The following is a 16,571-nucleotide window of genomic DNA, read 5'->3' on the forward strand; positions in this document are numbered from 1 at the left end:
CTCCTTCTCCCGCTTGCGGGAGAAGGTTGGGATGAGGGCCAAAGTGCACCATTTAAACTAAAGGACAACCCATGAAACCGGCACCAACCTCGACTGAACGCGACGAATCTCTGGCGCTGCGCGCCGCCTGGCTGCACTACGTCGGCGGTTTAACGCAGGCGGAAGTGGCGAAACGACTTGGGCTGCCGTCGGTGAAAACGCACCGCATGATTGCGCGCATGGTGGCGGAAGGTGCGGTGAAGGTGTCTATCGATGGCGATATTGTCGCCTGCGTCGCGTTAGAAGATCGGCTGCGGGCGAAATTCGCGCTTAACTTCTGTCATGTCGCGCCCGATCTCGGTGAAGAAGGCTTGCCGGTGCGTGCGTTGGGTATGGCGGGCGCGGATTATCTGCGTAACCTGCTCACCGCGTCGCCTTCTACCACGCTAGGTCTGGGGCACGGCCGCACCCTTTCCGCCGCCATCCACCAATTGCCGCGTATTGATGCGCCGCATATGCGCTTTGTCTCGCTGCTCGGCTGTTTAACCCGCAACTATGCGCTCAATCCCCACGACGTCATGCATCGTATTGCCGAGAAAACCGGTGCGCAGGCTTACATGATGCCTGTGCCTTTCTTTGCGAATACTCAGGAAGATCGTGAAGTGTTGCTGGCGCAGCGCGGTGTGAGCGAGGTATTTGCCATGGCGGCGCAGAGTGAAGTCAAACTGGTGGGCATTGGCACCGTCGAACCTGCCGCTCAGCTGGTTGAAGCCGGCATGATTGATGAAGCGGAGATCAATGATATCTCCTCATCCGGAGCGGTCGGCGAACTGCTGGGCCACTTCTTCGATGCCAGCGGGCAGATGATTCACACCAACCTGACGGCACGCACCTTGTCGGTGGATCTCGATCTTTCGCATCGCGCAGAGATTGTCGCCCTGGCGGGCGGCGCCAGTAAAGTTGCTGCGATTCGCGCGGTGCTGGCCAGCGGTCTGGTGACCGGTTTGATCACGGATGAAGTGACGGCGCAGGCGTTGGTGGGTTAAAGCAGAATGGTTAAATGTTCTCTGTATGGCACCAATAAGCATCATTGGTACCATACAGAGAACATCCATGGCGGTTTACAACATTGATAAAATCCTTCACATCAGGCTAAGATGTTCCATATATTGTACATATAACGCTAATTGGTACCGTGTATGGAACAGATCATGACTTCTCTTACTTCACCAACCTCACGCTATGCGCAGGAAGCGATTGCCCTATTAGCTTCCTTGATTCGTGCTGAACGGATCGAGAAGCAAATTCCGGTATCCGAGTTGGCTGAAAGAGCCGGCATTTCGCGCGGGACTTTGCATCGTATTGAGCAAGGCGATGTGAAATGTCAGATTGGCAGTTATTTCGAGATTGCGGCCATCCTGGGCATTCCCCTGTTTGATACACAGGTGAGTTTGCCCTCATTGGTCAGCCATCGAAACCGTGTTGAGGAAAAGCTAAAGCTGTTACCTAAACACACCAGCAAAAAAAAGAGCAGCAGGAAGGTGAAGGATGACTTCTGAAGCGCGTTTAAGAGACGCTTACGTATGGATATGGCTACCAGGTGAAACATCGCCAGTGGTGGCGGGCAGGCTAGAGGCTGAAGGCGATACGCTGTTTTTCAACTATGGTCGTAGTTATCTGCAGCGAGAAAACTGCATTCCGCTCAATCCCAATGAACTTCCTCTGCAGACTGGCGTTATTTCGCCGCTGAATGGGTTAACGATTGCGGGCTGTATTCGTGATAGCGCGCCTGATGCCTGGGGACGTCGTGTCATTATCAACCGTCGAATGGGACGTAAAGGCGCTAATGTCGATACCGGAATACTCGATGAGCTGACATATCTCATCGAGTCCGGTTCAGATCGTATTGGTGCGCTTGATTTCCAGCACTCGGCAACGGAGTACGTTCCGCGATCGGCTGCGAATGTCACCCTTCCTGAATTAATGGAGTCTGCTGATCGGGTCGAAAAAGGCGTACCGCTAACACCTGAATTGGATCAGGCGCTTTTTCATGGGACGTCGATCGGTGGCGCGCGGCCCAAAGCGCTGATCGAGGCCGAGGGAAAAAAATACATTGCTAAGTTTTCTGCCAGTACGGATATCTGGAATGTGGTGAAAGGCGAATTCCTGGCGATGCGATTGGCGCAGTTGGCAGGTTTGCATGTCGCTCCGGTCAAGTTAGTCAAAGCAGCCGGACGCGATGTGATCATGATTGAGCGTTTCGACCGCGAACAAAAAGCCGATGGATGGGCACGAAAAGTAATGCTTTCGGCGCTGACCTTGTTTGAACTCGACGATATGCTGGCGCGCTATGCCAGTTACGAAACACTCGCTGAAATTATTCGTCAGCGATTTGCCTCGCCCAAAGAGACTTTGCTGGAACTGTATAAACGGCTTTGCTTCAATATTCTCTGCGGCAATACCGATGACCATGCCCGCAATCATGCTGCATTCTGGGACGGCAACAGCTTCAGTCTTACGCCTGCTTATGATATTTGCCCGCAGGGCCGCGCTGGCAACGAAGCCTCGCAGGCGATGCTGATTAGCGGCAACAATAATTTGAGTCGCATGAGCAGTTGTCTGGATGCAGCTCATCACTTTGCTTTGAGTCGCGCTGACGCTCATACGCATTTCATGATGTTAAAAACGGCTATCGAAACTTATTGGCATCATGTTTGTGATGAAGCCGAACTGAGCCAGGTGGATCGGAAAAGTCTGTGGAACAGGCAATTCATCAATCCTTTTTCACTTGAATAACTGATCGCTTAAGTTAAACCAAACTCACTTCCACGCCCTTCTCGCGCAGCGTTTTTAGATAGCTTGCCTCCAGTTCGGCATCGGTGATCAGCTGTTTAAACGGCTGAAGCGGTGCCAGCGCAAACGGATGAATCTGGCCAAACTTTGAGGAATCCGTCAACGCGATGGTGTGCGTGGGTTTTTCCATGATGGCGTTAACTACGTCACAGCGCAGCATATCGCGGCCGGTAAAGCCGGTGACTGCATCCCAGCCATCAATGCCGATAAACGCCTTGTGGAAATTGAGGTGCTGAATACACAAACGCGTTAGCGGCCCCACCACCGATTCACTGCTTTTCTGGAACAGGCCGCCGAGGATGATCACATCGCCGCCCTTTTCGCGTAGCAATCCGGCGATGTAATGGCTCACGGTAATGATGGTGATGTCATTGCGTTCACTCAGTTCACGCGCCAACAAGGCGTTAGTGCTGCCGCCTTCGATAAACACCGTTTCACCGCTGTTCACCAGCGACGCCGCGTATTCGGCCAGACGCTTTTTCACCGCGAAGCGGGTTTGCATACGCGCGCCCACGTCATCACTTTCTGGCGCCACGGCGGAACCGTGCACGCGGCGCAGAAAGCCGCCTTTCTCGAGGAGATTGAGATCCTGACGCACGGTCACTTCCGAGACGCCGGTGGTGTGCGCCAGCTCATTTACGCTGACGCTGCCGCGCTCGCTAACCAATTGGATAATCTGCTGATGACGTGCGTTCATAACACCTGCTGCTGTGAAATTTTTGCCAAGCTTACCAGAAATTTAGCCCAATCCCAGACTGCGGCGACCATGGGCATTTAACGCATCGAGGGTGAAGCGATCGCGCCACTGCGTTTCATAATCCTCCTGCGGGAAATCGCCTGGCGATGCACCGGTGGCCAGCGCTTGCGCCACTTTGGTCGCGTAGGCGGCATTTTTCTCGCACAGCGGCGCGGCGGGAATGTACATCACATTGCCCCAGCCTTGCTGATTCTCTACTGGCGCGACCGAATGGATCACATCGCAGTGCCACCATACCGAATCGCCGGCCTGCAGTGCGGGAATCGAACACAAGCCGTCAATCAGTTCCGGATGCCACTGCGCTGATACCGGCAACACTTTACCCGGCGCGACGCCGCACAGCTCATCTTCCGGCACATCTTTCAACAACGGACGTAGCAACAAATAGGCCATCGCTTCCGGCACCGGCACCACATGCAGCAAGCCCTGACCGATCTGCATATCCGATAGTGCAGTCCAGCCCTGGAAGGTACGGAATACCGAACATTTGGTAGTGGTGCCCGATTGATACTCATTCACTTCGGTGCGATGCGACGCATCCCAGGGATCGTATTGATCAAACTGGTTGGTGAAAATTTTGCTGAACACCTGCTGATACGCCGGCAATAACCAACGCTCCAGCGCGCCCGAATCAGTGTGCGCACCAAGGCCTTTGGAGGTGGAGCCAGGCAAGCGGCGGCGAATACGATCGGGATAAATAATACTGACGTCAGGTTCAAACCAGCGTGTGCCGCGTGACTCAAACCTCCACAAGCGATTGAGGAATGATTGCGTTTGGGCCATGGCATCGCTTTGGCGCGCTGACATCTGCGCATCGCTCCAGTAAATCGGATAGATTTCCGGACGTGACGCATCCAGATTGCCGAAGAAGTTATCGCCCGGCCCTTTATAGACATTGTCAAAATCGTTGTCATCGAGGTATTTGAGCATCGACTCATCCCAGGCCAGCGCCTGTTCGCGCGGGAAAGTCTGCTTCACCACCACACAACCGCGTCGACGGATATGATCCTTCACTTCATCGCTAATACATCCCGCCGCAATATCCTGCTGGCTGACCTGCGGCCACGCGCTGCCGTTTTGCGCCTCTTCCGCACGAGCGGCGGCAATTTCGCTGACGATTTTGCTTCTGACTTGTTCAAACAGACCTTCGACATCACCTATCTGCTCTCTCAGCACGCTTTTCATCAGACGAACGTTTTGTTTGAAATCATCAGGTTGTTGCAATGAAGTGAAAGTATTATTCATGACATGCTCCGATTCGTTAACTTGTATGTTTCATTCGAAACTAAATTTCACTTCATTCATAACAAGTGCGCAGCAATAAACAATGCCATAAGCGCCGAATCCGGAGATTGATCACATTAAGGTTGAAAAATAGCTTTCAGGTGAAAGTGGCGACGCGTTGAACGCCACCACTGAAAGATTAGGATTTTGACGTTTTTGATAGCGCTTGCAGAATGGCATCCACGCATTGCTGCGCCGACAGCATTGCGCTATCAAGCTGCAAATGATCACGTTCCCAGGCTTGATATTCGCGCTGTTCAACTGCCTGCCAATCCGGTAGCTTCAAACCTTTAATATCGGTAGCGCGATTTTCGACACGAAAGCGATGCTTGTTACGATCGGAACAGATCACTTCGACTTCCAGCAGCGGCGAGCCGCTTAATAAGGCGATATCGCGATAAGCATTGCGGATCAGTTGCAGGTCGTTAACCGAGTCGGTAATAACGGTGGAACCAAGCAGCAAATTGTCGCGCGCCAATCCGTAGATGACGAAATACCCTTCCGGCCCGATGGCTTTCTCGCTCTCTTGACCCGATCGCAGCGCCTGTTCGATGGTATCGACACGCAAATACACCGCGCCGATCTGCTGCGCTAATAACCGCGCAATGGTGCTTTTGCCGGTGCCGGGTAATCCGCTAAAAGTGATGAGCATCAACCATCTCCTTGAAATGAAATAAATATGGGTGAAGGTAACTTCACTCATTTCAAGTTGCCAGCCCTTAATCTCTCCTTACCCGCATCTTCCCCTGTAATTGGATAACGCCTTCGCTTAAAACACATTCGTCAGTCTTCCAAAGACTAGTTAAGTGACCGACCTCTCAACTCTTACTCCTTCCATTAACAATTCATTGACCTTCATCCTCTAGCACGGCTCCAGCGACTACGATCTCATCCTGGCGTACTGGAACTGGAGCATCTCATGGATAACATCAAAACCCGCGAAGAACGCCTGAGCGCCCTGCGCCTGCGGTCGTCGACACCGGTGTTGATTGTCGGCGGCGGCATCAACGGCATCAGTACGTTTCGCGAACTGGCGTTGCAGGGCATTCCGGCGATTCTGGTTGAAAAAGGCGATTGGTGCCAGGCCGCCAGCGGTGCGCTGTCGCGCATGATTCATGGCGGTTTACGTTACCTGGAAACCGGTGAGTTCACGCTGGTCAAAGAGTCGGTCACCGAGCGCGACCGGCTGCTGAAAAATGCCTCGCATTATGTGTTTCCCTTACGTACCACGGTGCCAATCGATAATCTCGCTGGCGGCTTAGTGAATGCCACGCGCCGTTTTCTACGTCTGAGCGATAAACCGACACGACGTGGTGCGCTGCTAATTAAAACCGGGCTCAGCCTGTATGACATCTACACCCGCCAATATGGATCGATGCCGAAGCATCAGGTGCGCAATGAGGCCGCCACGCGCGATCGCTGGCCGGGATTTGCGCCCTGGGTGAAATACAGCGCCAGCTATTACGATGCCTGGATCAGCGCGCCGGAACGACTAGGATTCGAGTTGATTGATGATGCCGAAAAAGCCTGCCCAGAGGCGCTGGCGCTCAATTATCTGCAGCTGGTCAGCGCCGAGGGCGAAACGGTTATTTTGCAGGATGCGTTGAGCGGCGAGCGCTTCAGCCTGCAACCGCATGTGCTGGTGAATGCCGGTGGCGCATGGATCGACCAGGTTAACCAACGCATCACCTCCAGCCGCGATCTGCCAAAGCTGATTGGCGGCACCAAAGGATCGCATCTGATTCTCGATCATCCCGAATTGCTGCATATGCTGGATGGCGAAATGGTCTATTTCGAGAACCAGGAAGGCCGTGTCTGCATCATGTTCCCATGGTTTGGCAAGGTGCTGGTGGGTTCCACCGATATCCGCGTGGACGATCCTGACGCGGTGGTGTGCGAAGAAGAGGAAAAGGATTACATCCTTGAGTCACTGCGTTTCGTCTTTCCGCATATCGAAGTGGCGGATTCCGCCATCGTGTATACCTTCTGCGGCGTACGTCCGCTGCCCGCCAGCGAGGCCAAACTTAACGGCCAAATCTCACGTAATCACTCGTTAGTGGTGCTGCCCGCTGACGCGAATCGCGCCTGGAGCACGCTCTGTTTAGTCGGTGGCAAATGGACCACCTTCCGTCAGTTCGGTGAAGAGGCGGCGGATCGTGTACTGCGCCTGCTCGGTGAAAAACGTCATGTATCGAGCGGCGATGTGCCGATTGGCGGCGGGCGTGACTTCCCCAAACCTTCAGGACAAACCGCGTGGCTGGCGCAATTGGCGCAGCGTTATGGCGTGCCGCTGCCGCGCGTGATGCAGCTCGCCAAACGTTACGGCAGCCGCGCCGTGCCGCTGCTGGCGCTGATCCAGCAGCACGGCGAGCAAATGTTGCAGCATCACGCCGCCTACAGCGATGTCGAATTGCGGTATCTGATTGAGCATGAACAGGTTTGTCAGTTGGAGGATTTGCTGGTACGCCGCACCTCGCTGGCGATTTGCGGTGAACTTAGCGCGCCGCTGGTGCAGGAGATCGCCGAAATCATGGCCGCGGCGCTCGGCTGGAGCGATAGTGAACGCGCGCAGCAGCTGCAGCGCGGCTGCGCCAATCTGGCACGTTTGCACGGACTTACCGGCCTGTATCCCACAGTTTTTCAGGAGGAAACACGACATGTTAGTAACCAATAAAGTGCGCATCCAGCGTCTGTTTCAGCACGGTAAATGTCTGGATGTGGCCATCGATCACGGTATCGCCAACGAGCCCGATTTTCTTATCGGCCTGGAGAATATTGCAGGCGTGATGGATAACCTGATCGCCGCGCAGCCTGATGCGATTCAGGTTAACTACGGTCAGGCCGACCTGCTGCAGCGTGTGGCGGGACGTAAACCGGCGCTGGTGATGCGCACCGACGTGGGGAATGCCTACAACGCGGCGCGTCACCGGGAAATGTGGGCGGTGCTGCACAATCCTGATGAACCGATTCTTGCTGCATTGCAGATGGACGCTGCGGCGGTGGTGGTGAATCTCTATCTAATCCCAGATGAACCGGGCATTTTCCGCATGTGCGTTGAAAACATTGGCCGCCTGCGTCAGGCCTGCGATCGCTACGCCATGCCGCTGATGATTGAACCGCTGGTGATGGCTCCCGCCGGGCAAGGCGCAGCTTACGGCTCGCTGGGCGATGTGGAGAAGATTGTGCCGCTGGTACGGCTGGCGCGCGAGTTGGGTGCCGATATTATCAAAGCCGATCCCACTGAGAACGTTGAAGATTTTCATCGCGTGGTGGAAGCGGCGCGCTGTCCCACGCTGGTGCGCGGCGGCGGCAAAGGTGAACTGGCGGGCGTGCTGACGAAAAGTGCCGCGCTGATGGCGCAAGGTGCCAGCGGCATGGTGTATGGCCGCAATGTGTATCAGCACGATAATCCGTCGCGCGTGGTGAAAGCGCTGATGGCGATTATTCATCAGGGCGCCAGCGGCCCGGACGCATTGGAAATCTATCAGCAGGGTTGAGCCTTACCTGCACCGGCGCTTAAGCGGTGCGCCGTCTTCGCCAGTTGCACGGAGTCGGATATGAAGATAGTCGGTATTGATGCCGGAAACACCATGATCAAAGCAGTACTGTTTGATCTCAGCGGTCGCGTATTGTCGGTGGCCGAGTGCGCGGGAGAAACCCATCGTCCGCAGGAAGGTTACGCCGAACGGCCGGTGGCGGATATCTGGCATGGCGTCAGCGATGCGGTAAGCCGTTGCCTGCAACAGGCGGGAACGCCAGCCAGCGATGTGATTGCGGTTGGCGCGGCCGGTCACGGCAACGGTTTGTATGCGCTGGATAAGCATCAGCAGCCGCTGTTTGGTATTCAGTCTATCGATCATCGCACTTGTGATACGGTGCATGCGCTGGAAATCAGCGGCGCGGATAAGCGCATCTACCAGATTTCCCTGCAAAAACCCTGGCCAGCTGCAACGCCAGTGTTGATCAGTTGGATCAAACAACATCAACCCGAACGTTGGGCGCTAATCGGCCATTTGCTGTTAGCGAAAGACGTTATCGCCCATTTTCTCAGTGGTGCAATCAGCGCTGATTTTTCGGATGCCGCCGGGGCTGGATTGATTGATTATCGCGCGCGCGGCTACAGCCGTGAATTGATGGCGCTGTACGGGATAGAAGAGGCGATCGCCCTGCTGCCCGCACTGCGTGAATCCTGCGAGGTGGTTGGCCATGTCACAGAACGTGCAGCACAGCTCACTGGGTTACCGGCGGGCATTCCGGTGGTTGCGGGCATCTTTGATGTGGTGGCCAGTGCCGTCGGTTCTGGCGTGGTGAACACGGGTCAAGCCTCGATTGTCGCCGGTACGTGGAGCATCAATCAGGTGGTAGTGGATAAACCCGATTATCTGCGCCCGGTATTTATGAACTCCATTATTGAGTCAGATCGTTACATGGCGATTGAGGCCAGCGCGACGTCGGCGGCGAATCTCGACTGGTTCCTGCGTGAATTTGACGACGGTCGCGGCGGTCAAGGCGCGGCGCGCAGCAGCGATAGCGTGGCGCATGTGCAACCCAATGCGCAGTTGCCGCTTTATCACCCTTACCTCTATTCCGGACGTAAATCGGAACCGGCCAAAGCCGGGTTTTATGGCTTAGGCGGCTGGCATACGCGCGCCGATATGCTGTTCGCGCTGTTTGAAGGCGTGACCTTTGCCCATCGGGCGCATATCGATCGCCTGCGTGCGGCGGGCATCCCTTTTACGCAGGCCATTTTGTCGGGCGGCGCAGCGCGCAGCTGTGTCTGGCCGCAGATGTTTGCTGACGTGTTAGACATACCGATTCGCGTTGCTGAGTGCAAAGAAACCGGTGCGCTCGGCGCAGCATTGTGTGCCGGTGTGGGCGTCGGCGCGTGGCGTAATCTCGCCGATGCCGCGCAGCAGGCGGTGCAGATCAATCCCGGCGAGCTGCTGCCGCAAGCGGATCGCGTTGCGTTTCACGATACGCGCTATCGCGTGTTTAAGAAGCTGGAGCTGGCGATGCGTGAGATGTGGCAGGAAGCCGGTTGATTTTACTGGCTTAATTGCCCTCTCGCTGCTAATCATGGCTGTCTTATCTACTTAAGGACATCCGTATGCAGATCAATCAGCTTCCCTTCGGCATCACCATCTGGAACGACATCGCGCCTGAAAAACATCCCGGCGATGCAGGTTTTGCTTTGTGGCGCACCCAACGCTTTGGCGATATTCGGGTCAGGATGGTGGAGTATTCACCCGGTTATCTGGCGGATCACTGGTGCAGCAAAGGCCATATTTTGCTTTGCCTCGAAGGTGAAATGGTGACGGAACTGGAAGATGGTCGCACCTTCACGTTAACGCCGGGCGTGAGTTATCAGGTCGCAGACAATGCAGAAGCGCACCGCTCCTCAACCGTCGGCGGTGCAAAGCTGTTTATTGTTGATTAACAATGCATTAGTTTTATGATCGTACAAAAAATGACAACCTCTGCGCAGTGGTGTACACTTGAGCTATCAAAATGTTCAAATGAACATTGTACAGGAGGTTGTTATGACAACTGCATCCCCATTCAATCACGGCAATGCCGCACGCGTCTTCGACCCGACGCTGATTCAGCACGCTCAGCAATCTTTTATGGATCAAATGGGCTTGCCGCGTAATCCGCTGAAAGCACATCAGTTGATCACCGAAGGTCTGGACGTTGGCATCGTTGAGCGCGCTGCCACGGTGCTGAAAGCAACGCCGCTGGATGTGGCCCAGATGGTCTCGATCGATCGCAATACCTATCGCCGCCGTGAGAAGGCCGGATCGCAACTCTCCGTGGAGCAAGGCGCACGTGTGTATCAGGTGTTCGAAATTCTGGATGCCGTTTTGCAATTATTTGCCGGTGACGTTGACGCTGCCATGTACTGGATGTATCAACCTGCGTTGGCACTGGATGATGCCTTGCCAATGGAGATGCTGAGCACGCCTGCGGGCTGTGATGCGGTGTTAACGCTGATTGGTCGCCTGGAACACGGAGTGATTGTGTAATGACGCAACGGAAGGAACCGGATGCTCCCCATCGATTGTTTTATCGTTTAGTGAAAGAAGAGTATGCCAGCGAGGCATTTAGCGGCGCTGGCGCTGAAAAATGGGGCGGACGCTGGAATCCGCCCGGCATTAAAACGGTTTACCTCAGCAGCTCAAAGGCACTCGCCACGCTGGAACTGGTGGTGCATGCCGGGAAAGCGATGCTGGAGAAGAGCCGCTTTGTGATTTTTACCCTGCCGATCCCTGAGAGCGAAATCATGGCGCTGGACAGCAGTAAGCTGCCCAGCGATTGGCAAAAGTATCAGCAGCAGGAAGAGACGCAAGCGATCGGCGCCGCGTTCCTTGATTTGCAAGGCGGCTTTCCTTTGCTGTTGACGGTACCCAGCATTTTGACCGGTGAAGACAACGCCATTCTCAATCCCGACCATCCCGCTGCCGCCGCCCTGTTTGCACAAGCCACTTCAGCGCCCTTCGCGCTTGATCGTCGGATTAAAGCGTAACGAGAGTTTTCGTAGGGTGCGCATTCATGCGCATCTGGTCACCATAAATGGCGACCCTACGCGATCGATCAACGCATTGGTTTCGCTAAAGCAAAAGCCGCCGTTAAATCGACACGTTGCCAGAATGACTGATCCGCACTGTTGCCGGACAGCGGATAACCGTTTGGCAGCGCGCTTTTCACCATCAGGCTACGAATCTGCGCATCAGACAGCTGCGGCAACGCGGTCTTCAGCAGGATCTCCGCGCCCTGCGGAACTTTAACTGGCGTGTTCTGCACATTGGCTTTCGGCAGGTTGTAGCTCATGGTGAAACGATAGAACTGCTTCATTGCCGGTGAGCGATACGGATCATCCTTGCCATTGCTTCGCGCACACTCGGCCAGCGACATGCCGCACTCTTTCTCCAGCGCGGCACGCAATTGATCGCGCGCTTCACTAAACAGCGCCTGATAGCGCGCATCGTTGAGATAATTTGCCACGTTGCGTTGCGCCACCATGCGCGAACCCATCACATCCAGCGGGTAATGCACACCCAATACCAAACGCGAATAACCGTAGCGCGCGCCGCGTGTTACCAATGCTTCAAAACGTTCCGGCACCATTTCGGCCAGCAACAAAGCATCGGTATAACCGGTATTGGTGTGGCCGCTCGGGAAAGAGCCGCCGTCGGCGGTGTAACGCACGTTGTCTTTTACCACCACATCGTCCGGCACCAGATGAATGCTGTTGCCCTCACGCAGGAACGGTCGCGGATAGTTAAAGTGCTTTTTCGCCGCGCTGGTGCTGACTTCACTGGCTTTAATCAACGCCGCCGCTTTGCCGATCTCACCTTTATCGTAAGCCGCGAGGAAGGCTTTGCCGAGACGCGGGCCGAGCGCATCAGAGAGGAAATAGAGATAGCTGATCGCTTCCGCATCGGCCAGTGCCTGATGACGCACATTTTGCGTGGCGTTCAGGTTGATGTTGGTGACGGTTGCCTGGCTGGCATCAAGCACGCTGGCGGGCAACGCGCTAAAACCCGCAAGCAGCGCAATTCCGGCCTGCTGGTTCTCTTTAGTTTTGAAATTGTAGCCGCTGTTTTTCAGCCACTGCTTGTCAGCTTGTTTCGCGTTCTGTTTTGCTTTTTCCAGTTGCTCGCGCGTCAGCTTGCTGCTGTCGCCTTGCAGCGCCTGACGTTCAGCCTGCAAAGATTGCTGCTCGAGATCGCTATAAGCGGAGGTGGAACCGGTGGAGGTTAAGCCTGCCAGCGCGGCCGCATCGGGCAGTGAAACAGCATGTGCCTGCTGTGCCAGCAGAAGAACCGTTGCAATCAGTGTGAAGCGGGTTTTCATTATTTTCCCCTGTTATCAAAATATTACCTTGCCGGGGAAACACGCTAGCACTCGGTTATGACAGATTTATTTCACTTAACGACACTGACTGGCACAGTTTTGTACGCAAATTTGTGCCAACGAGCCGCAGCCGCCGTTATTGTCGTTTTTGCACTGTGATTGCTGCACATAGCAATTCTGCTGACACGCTGAAACATCGCACTTGGCGGCAATCGGCGTCAGTTGGACCACCGGCGCTTTTCGTTCCGGCTGCCATTGCGGTTGTGCCAGCACGCTGATGCTGAACAGCAAGGCTAAAGCCATTATCCATTTCATGATTGAGTCCTCGCGGGAAGGGTGTAAAGAGTATGGCTGCTGCGGCGCCAATTACCATGCTGAAACAATCGATTCAATCTTTATCTCAAATCGCCCTTCTTTAGTGCATGAAGGTGCGCCACTGTAGTGCAGGACAGCAAAGCCAGATGCTGCTGCGCCAATTTAAAATCAAAGAGATAGCCGCAATTCGGTTTGCCCGCGAATCTGGTACAAAAGTTGCAGTCTCTTATGCATAGCAAAGGAGACGGATATGAAAGCAATTGTGATTGGCGCGGGCATTGGCGGTATGAGTGCTGCGATTGCGCTGGAGAAAGCGGGTTTTGACACTGCGGTGTTTGAAGCAGTGAAAGAGATGAAGCCGGTGGGTGCGGCGATCTCCATCTGGCCCAACGGCGTGAAATGCCTCAATGCGTTGGGCATGAAAGAGCCGCTGCGCGCGCTGGGCGGCAACATGGCGTTTATGGCCTACAACGATGCGCACAGCGGTAGCACGCTTACCCGCTTCAGCATGGAACCACTGGTGCAACAGGTAGGTGAATATCCCTATCCGGTGGCGCGCGCGGAATTGCAGGCGATGCTAATCGATACCTACGGACGTTCGCGCATTAGCTTTGGCAAACGCGTCTCGCAGGTTGAGCAAACTGAACATGGCGTAACCGCCTGGTTTGATGATGGCAGCCAGGCCGAAGGTGATTTCCTGATTGCCGCCGATGGCACGCACTCGGTGATCCGCCACTATGTGCTGGGCGAAAGCGTCGAACGTCGTTACGCCGGTTACGTCAACTGGAACGGCCTGGTGACGATTGATGAAGCGATTGCGCCCGCCGATCAGTGGACCACTTTTGTCGGCGAAGGCAAACGCGTGTCGCTGATGCCGGTCAGCGACAACCGCTTCTACTTCTTCTTTGATGTCCCGCTGCCAAAAGGCTTGTCGGAAGATCGCGCAACGCTGAAAAGTGACCTTAAAGGCTACTTCAGCGGCTGGGCCGAACCTGTGCAGCGCCTGATAGAACGCCTTAATCCGGAAACCACCAATCGCGTGGAAATCCACGATATCGAACCGTTTAGCCGTTTCGTTAAAGGTCGTGTGGCGTTGCTGGGCGATGCAGCACACAGCACCACGCCGGATATCGGGCAAGGCGGTTGTGCGGCGATGGAAGATGCGGTGGTGCTGGCGCAGACGCTGGCGTCACACTCTTTGGGGATTGAGGATGCGCTGTTGCGCTATGAATCCCGTCGCGTGGAGCGCACCAAAGATTTGGTGTTGAAGGCCCGTAAGCGCTGTGATGTTACCCATGCGAAAGATGCGGAAGTCACGGCGGCGTGGTATGCGGATTTGAAAAACGAAACCGGCGAGCGGGTGCTGGCCGGTATGTGCGATACGATTGAAGGCGGTCCGTTCGGTTAAATCAGGTCGCCATGAATGGCGACCCTACGACTCTAATCCACGGTTTTTCAGCATTGGGCCGATTTCCGGCTCTTTGCCGCGCCACGCCAGCCACAGATGCTGCAAATCAGTGCTGTTACCGCGTGACAAAATATGATCGCGGAACTGCTGACCGTTTTCTCGCGTTAATCCCCCGCGTTCGACAAAGGCTTGATAACCATCATCGGCCAGCATCTGCGTCCAGATATAGGCGTAATAACCGGCTGCATAACCGCCGCCCCAGATATGGCGGAAATAGCTGGAGCGATAGCGTGGTGGAACCGCCGCCAGCGCAATGTTTTCGGCGGCCAACGCCTGCAATTCAAAGTGGCTGACGTCCTGCGGATTGTCGTGCGTGGTCAGTGAATGCCACTGCAGATCCAGCAGCGCTGCGGCCAGCAGCTCGGTCATGTCGTAGCCTTTGTTGAACTTCGCGGCGCGCACCATTTTGTCGCGCAGCTCAGCCGGCATCGCCTCCCCGGTTTTGTAGTGGCGCGCGTAATTGGCGAACACCGCTTCGTTGCTGGCCCAATGTTCATTAATCTGCGACGGGAATTCGACAAAGTCGCGCGGTGTGGCGGTACCCGACAAGCTCGGATAGCGTTGCGTGGCGAACAAGCCGTGTAGCGCATGACCAAATTCGTGGAACAACGTGATCACTTCATCCCAGCTCAGCAGCGCTGGCTGGCCTGCCTGCGGCTTGGTGTAGTTGCACACGTTGTAGATTACCGGCTTAGTGCCGAGCAGCGTGGTTTGGTCAACGAAATTACTCATCCACGCGCCGCCGCTTTTGTTATCGCGTTTGAAGAAGTCGGTGTAGAACAGCGCCAGCGGCGTGTCGTCGGCATCGAAAATCTCGTAAACGTTAACGTCCGGATGGTAAACCGGCAGATCGTGGCGCTGGCTAAAACGAATGCCAAATAGCTGGCTGGCCGACCAGAATACGCCCTTTTCCAGCACATTATTCAGCTCAAAGTACGGGCGGATTTGGTTCTCATCCAGCGCGTATTGGGCTTTGCGCACCTTCTCTGCGTAGAAATTCCAGTCCCAGACACGCAGCGGGAAACTGTGATTCTCTTGTTCAATCGCCTGCTGAATATCGGCGGCTTCGCGTTCGGCGCGGGCCCGCGCGGCAGGAACGATATTGCGCATAAAGGCAAAAGCCGCTTCCGGCGTTTTCGCCATCTGATCCTGCATGCTCCATTCGGCATAGGTTTTGAAGCCGAGCAGACTCGCCTGCTGCGCGCGCAGTTGCGCCATGCGTAACACGATGTCGCGCGTGTCGTTATCATCGCCCTGCTCGCTGCGCGTTAGCGCCTGCTGGAACAGCGCTTCACGCGTGGCGCGCACGTCCAGCGCCTGCAGCGCCGGTTGCTGCGTGGTGTTTTGCAGCGCAATCAGCCATTCGCCGTGCAAACCACGCGCTTCGGCCGCCGCTTTGGCGTGCGCCAGCTCTTCCTCGCTTAATCCGGCCAACGCCGCAATATTGCTCACCACATAAGCGCCGGCTTTGGTAGCAGCCAGCAACTTGTTGCCAAAACGGGTGCTGAGGCTTGCCAGCTCCTGATTGCAGGCACGAAGCTGGGTTTTATCCGCGTCGCTGAGGCTGGCGCCAGCCAGCTGAAAATGCTGCCAGGTGACTTCGGCCAGACGCATCGCTTCGGCATCCGGGCACTGCGATCCGCGATGCTGATAAACCGCATCGAGGCGAGCAAACAGTTGGCTGTTCAGGCAGATTTCATCATTGAGCGCGGTCAGCTGCGGGGTAATCAGCTCATCGATTTCCTGCAAACGATCGCTGGTGTTGGCGGAAGTCATGGCGCCAAACACCAGATTTACGCGCTTCAGTAACTGGCCGCTGCGCTCCAGCGCTTCATAGGTGTTGGCAAAGGTTGGCGCGTCAGGATTGCTGGCGATCGCCGCCACTTCGCGCCGTTTCTCTTCAATACCCGCTTCCAGCGCCGGCAGAAAATCCTCTTCCTGAATCTGGTCAAATGGCGGGGTTTGATACGGCAAGGTGCTGGCGGTGAAAAACGGATTGGCTCGTGAATTCATTATCGCTCCTGATAATCAGCAACGTCGCACGGTGGCGGCGGGATGGTT

At 55.4% G+C, this 16,571-nt stretch carries 16 protein-coding genes; 10 read left to right on the plus strand and 6 right to left on the minus strand.

Going from position 1 to position 16,571, the window contains the following annotated elements; all coding sequences use genetic code 11:
- The first annotated feature begins 71 nt into the window (after positions 1-71).
- From BM323_RS03655 to BM323_RS03665, 3 genes are all read left to right on the plus strand, one after another.
- Positions 72-1,025 carry a sugar-binding transcriptional regulator gene (locus BM323_RS03655; protein ID WP_008104153.1) on the plus strand — a complete coding sequence of 318 codons (954 nt, stop codon included), beginning with the start codon at positions 72-74 and terminating at the stop codon, positions 1,023-1,025.
- A gap of 165 nt (positions 1,026-1,190) precedes the next feature.
- Positions 1,191-1,538, plus strand: coding sequence for a helix-turn-helix domain-containing protein (locus BM323_RS03660; RefSeq protein WP_008104154.1), 348 nt, complete (start codon positions 1,191-1,193; stop codon positions 1,536-1,538).
- Entirely contained in the window at positions 1,528-2,775 is a 1,248-nt protein-coding gene (locus tag BM323_RS03665; RefSeq protein WP_008104156.1) for a type II toxin-antitoxin system HipA family toxin, read from the plus strand. Before BM323_RS03660 ends, BM323_RS03665 begins: the two co-directional genes overlap by 11 nt.
- Positions 2,776-2,788: 13 nt before the next feature.
- Here the strand turns inward: BM323_RS03665 and BM323_RS03670 are convergent, their stop codons facing one another.
- The 3 genes from BM323_RS03670 to BM323_RS03680 form a co-directional block, all read right to left on the minus strand.
- A complete protein-coding gene (locus BM323_RS03670; protein ID WP_008104158.1) occupies positions 2,789-3,529 on the minus strand; it encodes a DeoR/GlpR family DNA-binding transcription regulator in 741 nt (246 codons plus the stop codon).
- 42 nt (positions 3,530-3,571) lie between these two features.
- Complete coding sequence (locus BM323_RS03675; RefSeq protein WP_008104160.1) at positions 3,572-4,834, minus strand: DUF1479 domain-containing protein; 1,263 nt, start codon at positions 4,832-4,834, stop codon at positions 3,572-3,574.
- Positions 4,835-5,012: 178 nt separating this feature from the next.
- Positions 5,013-5,525: a P-loop nucleotide/nucleoside kinase family protein gene (locus BM323_RS03680; protein ID WP_008104163.1), complete on the minus strand. Its 513-nt coding sequence runs from the start codon at positions 5,523-5,525 to the stop codon at positions 5,013-5,015.
- A gap of 267 nt (positions 5,526-5,792) precedes the next feature.
- On the opposite strand from BM323_RS03680, the gene BM323_RS03685 reads away from it, so the two are divergent.
- The 6 genes from BM323_RS03685 to BM323_RS03710 all read left to right on the plus strand — a co-directional run bounded on the left by BM323_RS03685 (position 5,793) and on the right by BM323_RS03710 (position 11,396).
- On the plus strand, positions 5,793-7,547 hold the full coding sequence (locus BM323_RS03685; RefSeq protein ID WP_008104165.1) for a glycerol-3-phosphate dehydrogenase/oxidase: 1,755 nt from the start codon (positions 5,793-5,795) through the stop codon (positions 7,545-7,547).
- Positions 7,531-8,370, plus strand: coding sequence for a class I fructose-bisphosphate aldolase (locus BM323_RS03690; protein WP_008104167.1), 840 nt, complete (start codon positions 7,531-7,533; stop codon positions 8,368-8,370). Before BM323_RS03685 ends, BM323_RS03690 begins: the two co-directional genes overlap by 17 nt.
- 60 nt (positions 8,371-8,430) lie before the next feature.
- Entirely contained in the window at positions 8,431-9,915 is a 1,485-nt protein-coding gene (locus BM323_RS03695) for an FGGY-family carbohydrate kinase (RefSeq protein ID WP_008104170.1), read from the plus strand.
- Positions 9,916-9,980: 65 nt separating this feature from the next.
- Entirely contained in the window at positions 9,981-10,310 is a 330-nt protein-coding gene (locus tag BM323_RS03700) for a DHCW motif cupin fold protein (protein WP_008104172.1), read from the plus strand.
- A gap of 103 nt (positions 10,311-10,413) precedes the next feature.
- The gene (locus BM323_RS03705) at positions 10,414-10,896 is read left to right on the plus strand and encodes an antitoxin Xre/MbcA/ParS toxin-binding domain-containing protein (protein WP_008104173.1); all 483 of its coding nucleotides are present in this window, start codon (positions 10,414-10,416) and stop codon (positions 10,894-10,896) included.
- Positions 10,896-11,396, plus strand: a complete 501-nt coding sequence (locus BM323_RS03710) for an RES family NAD+ phosphorylase (RefSeq protein WP_008104175.1) — start codon at positions 10,896-10,898, stop codon at positions 11,394-11,396. The genes BM323_RS03705 and BM323_RS03710 overlap by 1 nt, the downstream gene beginning before the upstream one ends.
- A gap of 68 nt (positions 11,397-11,464) precedes the next feature.
- Here the strand turns inward: BM323_RS03710 and BM323_RS03715 are convergent, their stop codons facing one another.
- Both BM323_RS03715 and BM323_RS03720 read right to left on the minus strand, forming a co-directional pair.
- A complete protein-coding gene (locus BM323_RS03715; protein ID WP_008104177.1) occupies positions 11,465-12,727 on the minus strand; it encodes an acid phosphatase in 1,263 nt (420 codons plus the stop codon).
- Positions 12,728-12,802: 75 nt separating this feature from the next.
- Positions 12,803-13,042, minus strand: coding sequence for a hypothetical protein (locus BM323_RS03720; protein ID WP_008104180.1), 240 nt, complete (start codon positions 13,040-13,042; stop codon positions 12,803-12,805).
- A 250-nt stretch (positions 13,043-13,292) separates the two neighbouring features.
- Here BM323_RS03720 and hpxO point away from each other — a divergent pair, with 250 nt between their 5' ends.
- Positions 13,293-14,450 (plus strand): FAD-dependent urate hydroxylase HpxO, encoded by a 1,158-nt coding sequence (hpxO, locus tag BM323_RS03725; protein ID WP_008104182.1) that lies wholly within the window; start codon positions 13,293-13,295, stop codon positions 14,448-14,450.
- A gap of 24 nt (positions 14,451-14,474) precedes the next feature.
- Here hpxO and dcp read toward each other — a convergent pair whose 3' ends face one another.
- Complete coding sequence (gene dcp, locus BM323_RS03730) at positions 14,475-16,523, minus strand: peptidyl-dipeptidase Dcp (RefSeq protein ID WP_008104184.1); 2,049 nt, start codon at positions 16,521-16,523, stop codon at positions 14,475-14,477.
- Positions 16,524-16,571: the final 48 nt, after the last annotated feature.

This window comes from Pantoea sp. YR525, assembly GCF_900116775.1.
GTDB classification, from domain to species: Bacteria; Pseudomonadota; Gammaproteobacteria; order Enterobacterales; family Enterobacteriaceae; genus Pantoea; species Pantoea symbiotica.

What these genes read in the sequence shown, in the direction of transcription:
- BM323_RS03695 (WP_008104170.1), top strand. Translation starts at nt 8,431, where the DNA reads ATGAAGATAGTCGGTATTGATGCCGGAAACACCATGATCAAAGCAGTA.
- BM323_RS03660 (WP_008104154.1), top strand. Translation starts at nt 1,191, where the DNA reads ATGACTTCTCTTACTTCACCAACCTCACGCTATGCGCAGGAAGCGATT.
- BM323_RS03700 (WP_008104172.1), top strand. Translation starts at nt 9,981, where the DNA reads ATGCAGATCAATCAGCTTCCCTTCGGCATCACCATCTGGAACGACATC.
- BM323_RS03675 (WP_008104160.1), bottom strand. Translation starts at nt 4,834, where the DNA reads ATGAATAATACTTTCACTTCATTGCAACAACCTGATGATTTCAAACAA.
- BM323_RS03665 (WP_008104156.1), top strand. Translation starts at nt 1,528, where the DNA reads ATGACTTCTGAAGCGCGTTTAAGAGACGCTTACGTATGGATATGGCTA.
- hpxO (WP_008104182.1), top strand. Translation starts at nt 13,293, where the DNA reads ATGAAAGCAATTGTGATTGGCGCGGGCATTGGCGGTATGAGTGCTGCG.
- BM323_RS03685 (WP_008104165.1), top strand. Translation starts at nt 5,793, where the DNA reads ATGGATAACATCAAAACCCGCGAAGAACGCCTGAGCGCCCTGCGCCTG.
- dcp (WP_008104184.1), bottom strand. Translation starts at nt 16,523, where the DNA reads ATGAATTCACGAGCCAATCCGTTTTTCACCGCCAGCACCTTGCCGTAT.
- BM323_RS03720 (WP_008104180.1), bottom strand. Translation starts at nt 13,042, where the DNA reads ATGAAATGGATAATGGCTTTAGCCTTGCTGTTCAGCATCAGCGTGCTG.
- BM323_RS03715 (WP_008104177.1), bottom strand. Translation starts at nt 12,727, where the DNA reads ATGAAAACCCGCTTCACACTGATTGCAACGGTTCTTCTGCTGGCACAG.
- BM323_RS03680 (WP_008104163.1), bottom strand. Translation starts at nt 5,525, where the DNA reads ATGCTCATCACTTTTAGCGGATTACCCGGCACCGGCAAAAGCACCATT.
- BM323_RS03690 (WP_008104167.1), top strand. Translation starts at nt 7,531, where the DNA reads ATGTTAGTAACCAATAAAGTGCGCATCCAGCGTCTGTTTCAGCACGGT.
- BM323_RS03655 (WP_008104153.1), top strand. Translation starts at nt 72, where the DNA reads ATGAAACCGGCACCAACCTCGACTGAACGCGACGAATCTCTGGCGCTG.
- BM323_RS03710 (WP_008104175.1), top strand. Translation starts at nt 10,896, where the DNA reads ATGACGCAACGGAAGGAACCGGATGCTCCCCATCGATTGTTTTATCGT.
- BM323_RS03705 (WP_008104173.1), top strand. Translation starts at nt 10,414, where the DNA reads ATGACAACTGCATCCCCATTCAATCACGGCAATGCCGCACGCGTCTTC.
- BM323_RS03670 (WP_008104158.1), bottom strand. Translation starts at nt 3,529, where the DNA reads ATGAACGCACGTCATCAGCAGATTATCCAATTGGTTAGCGAGCGCGGC.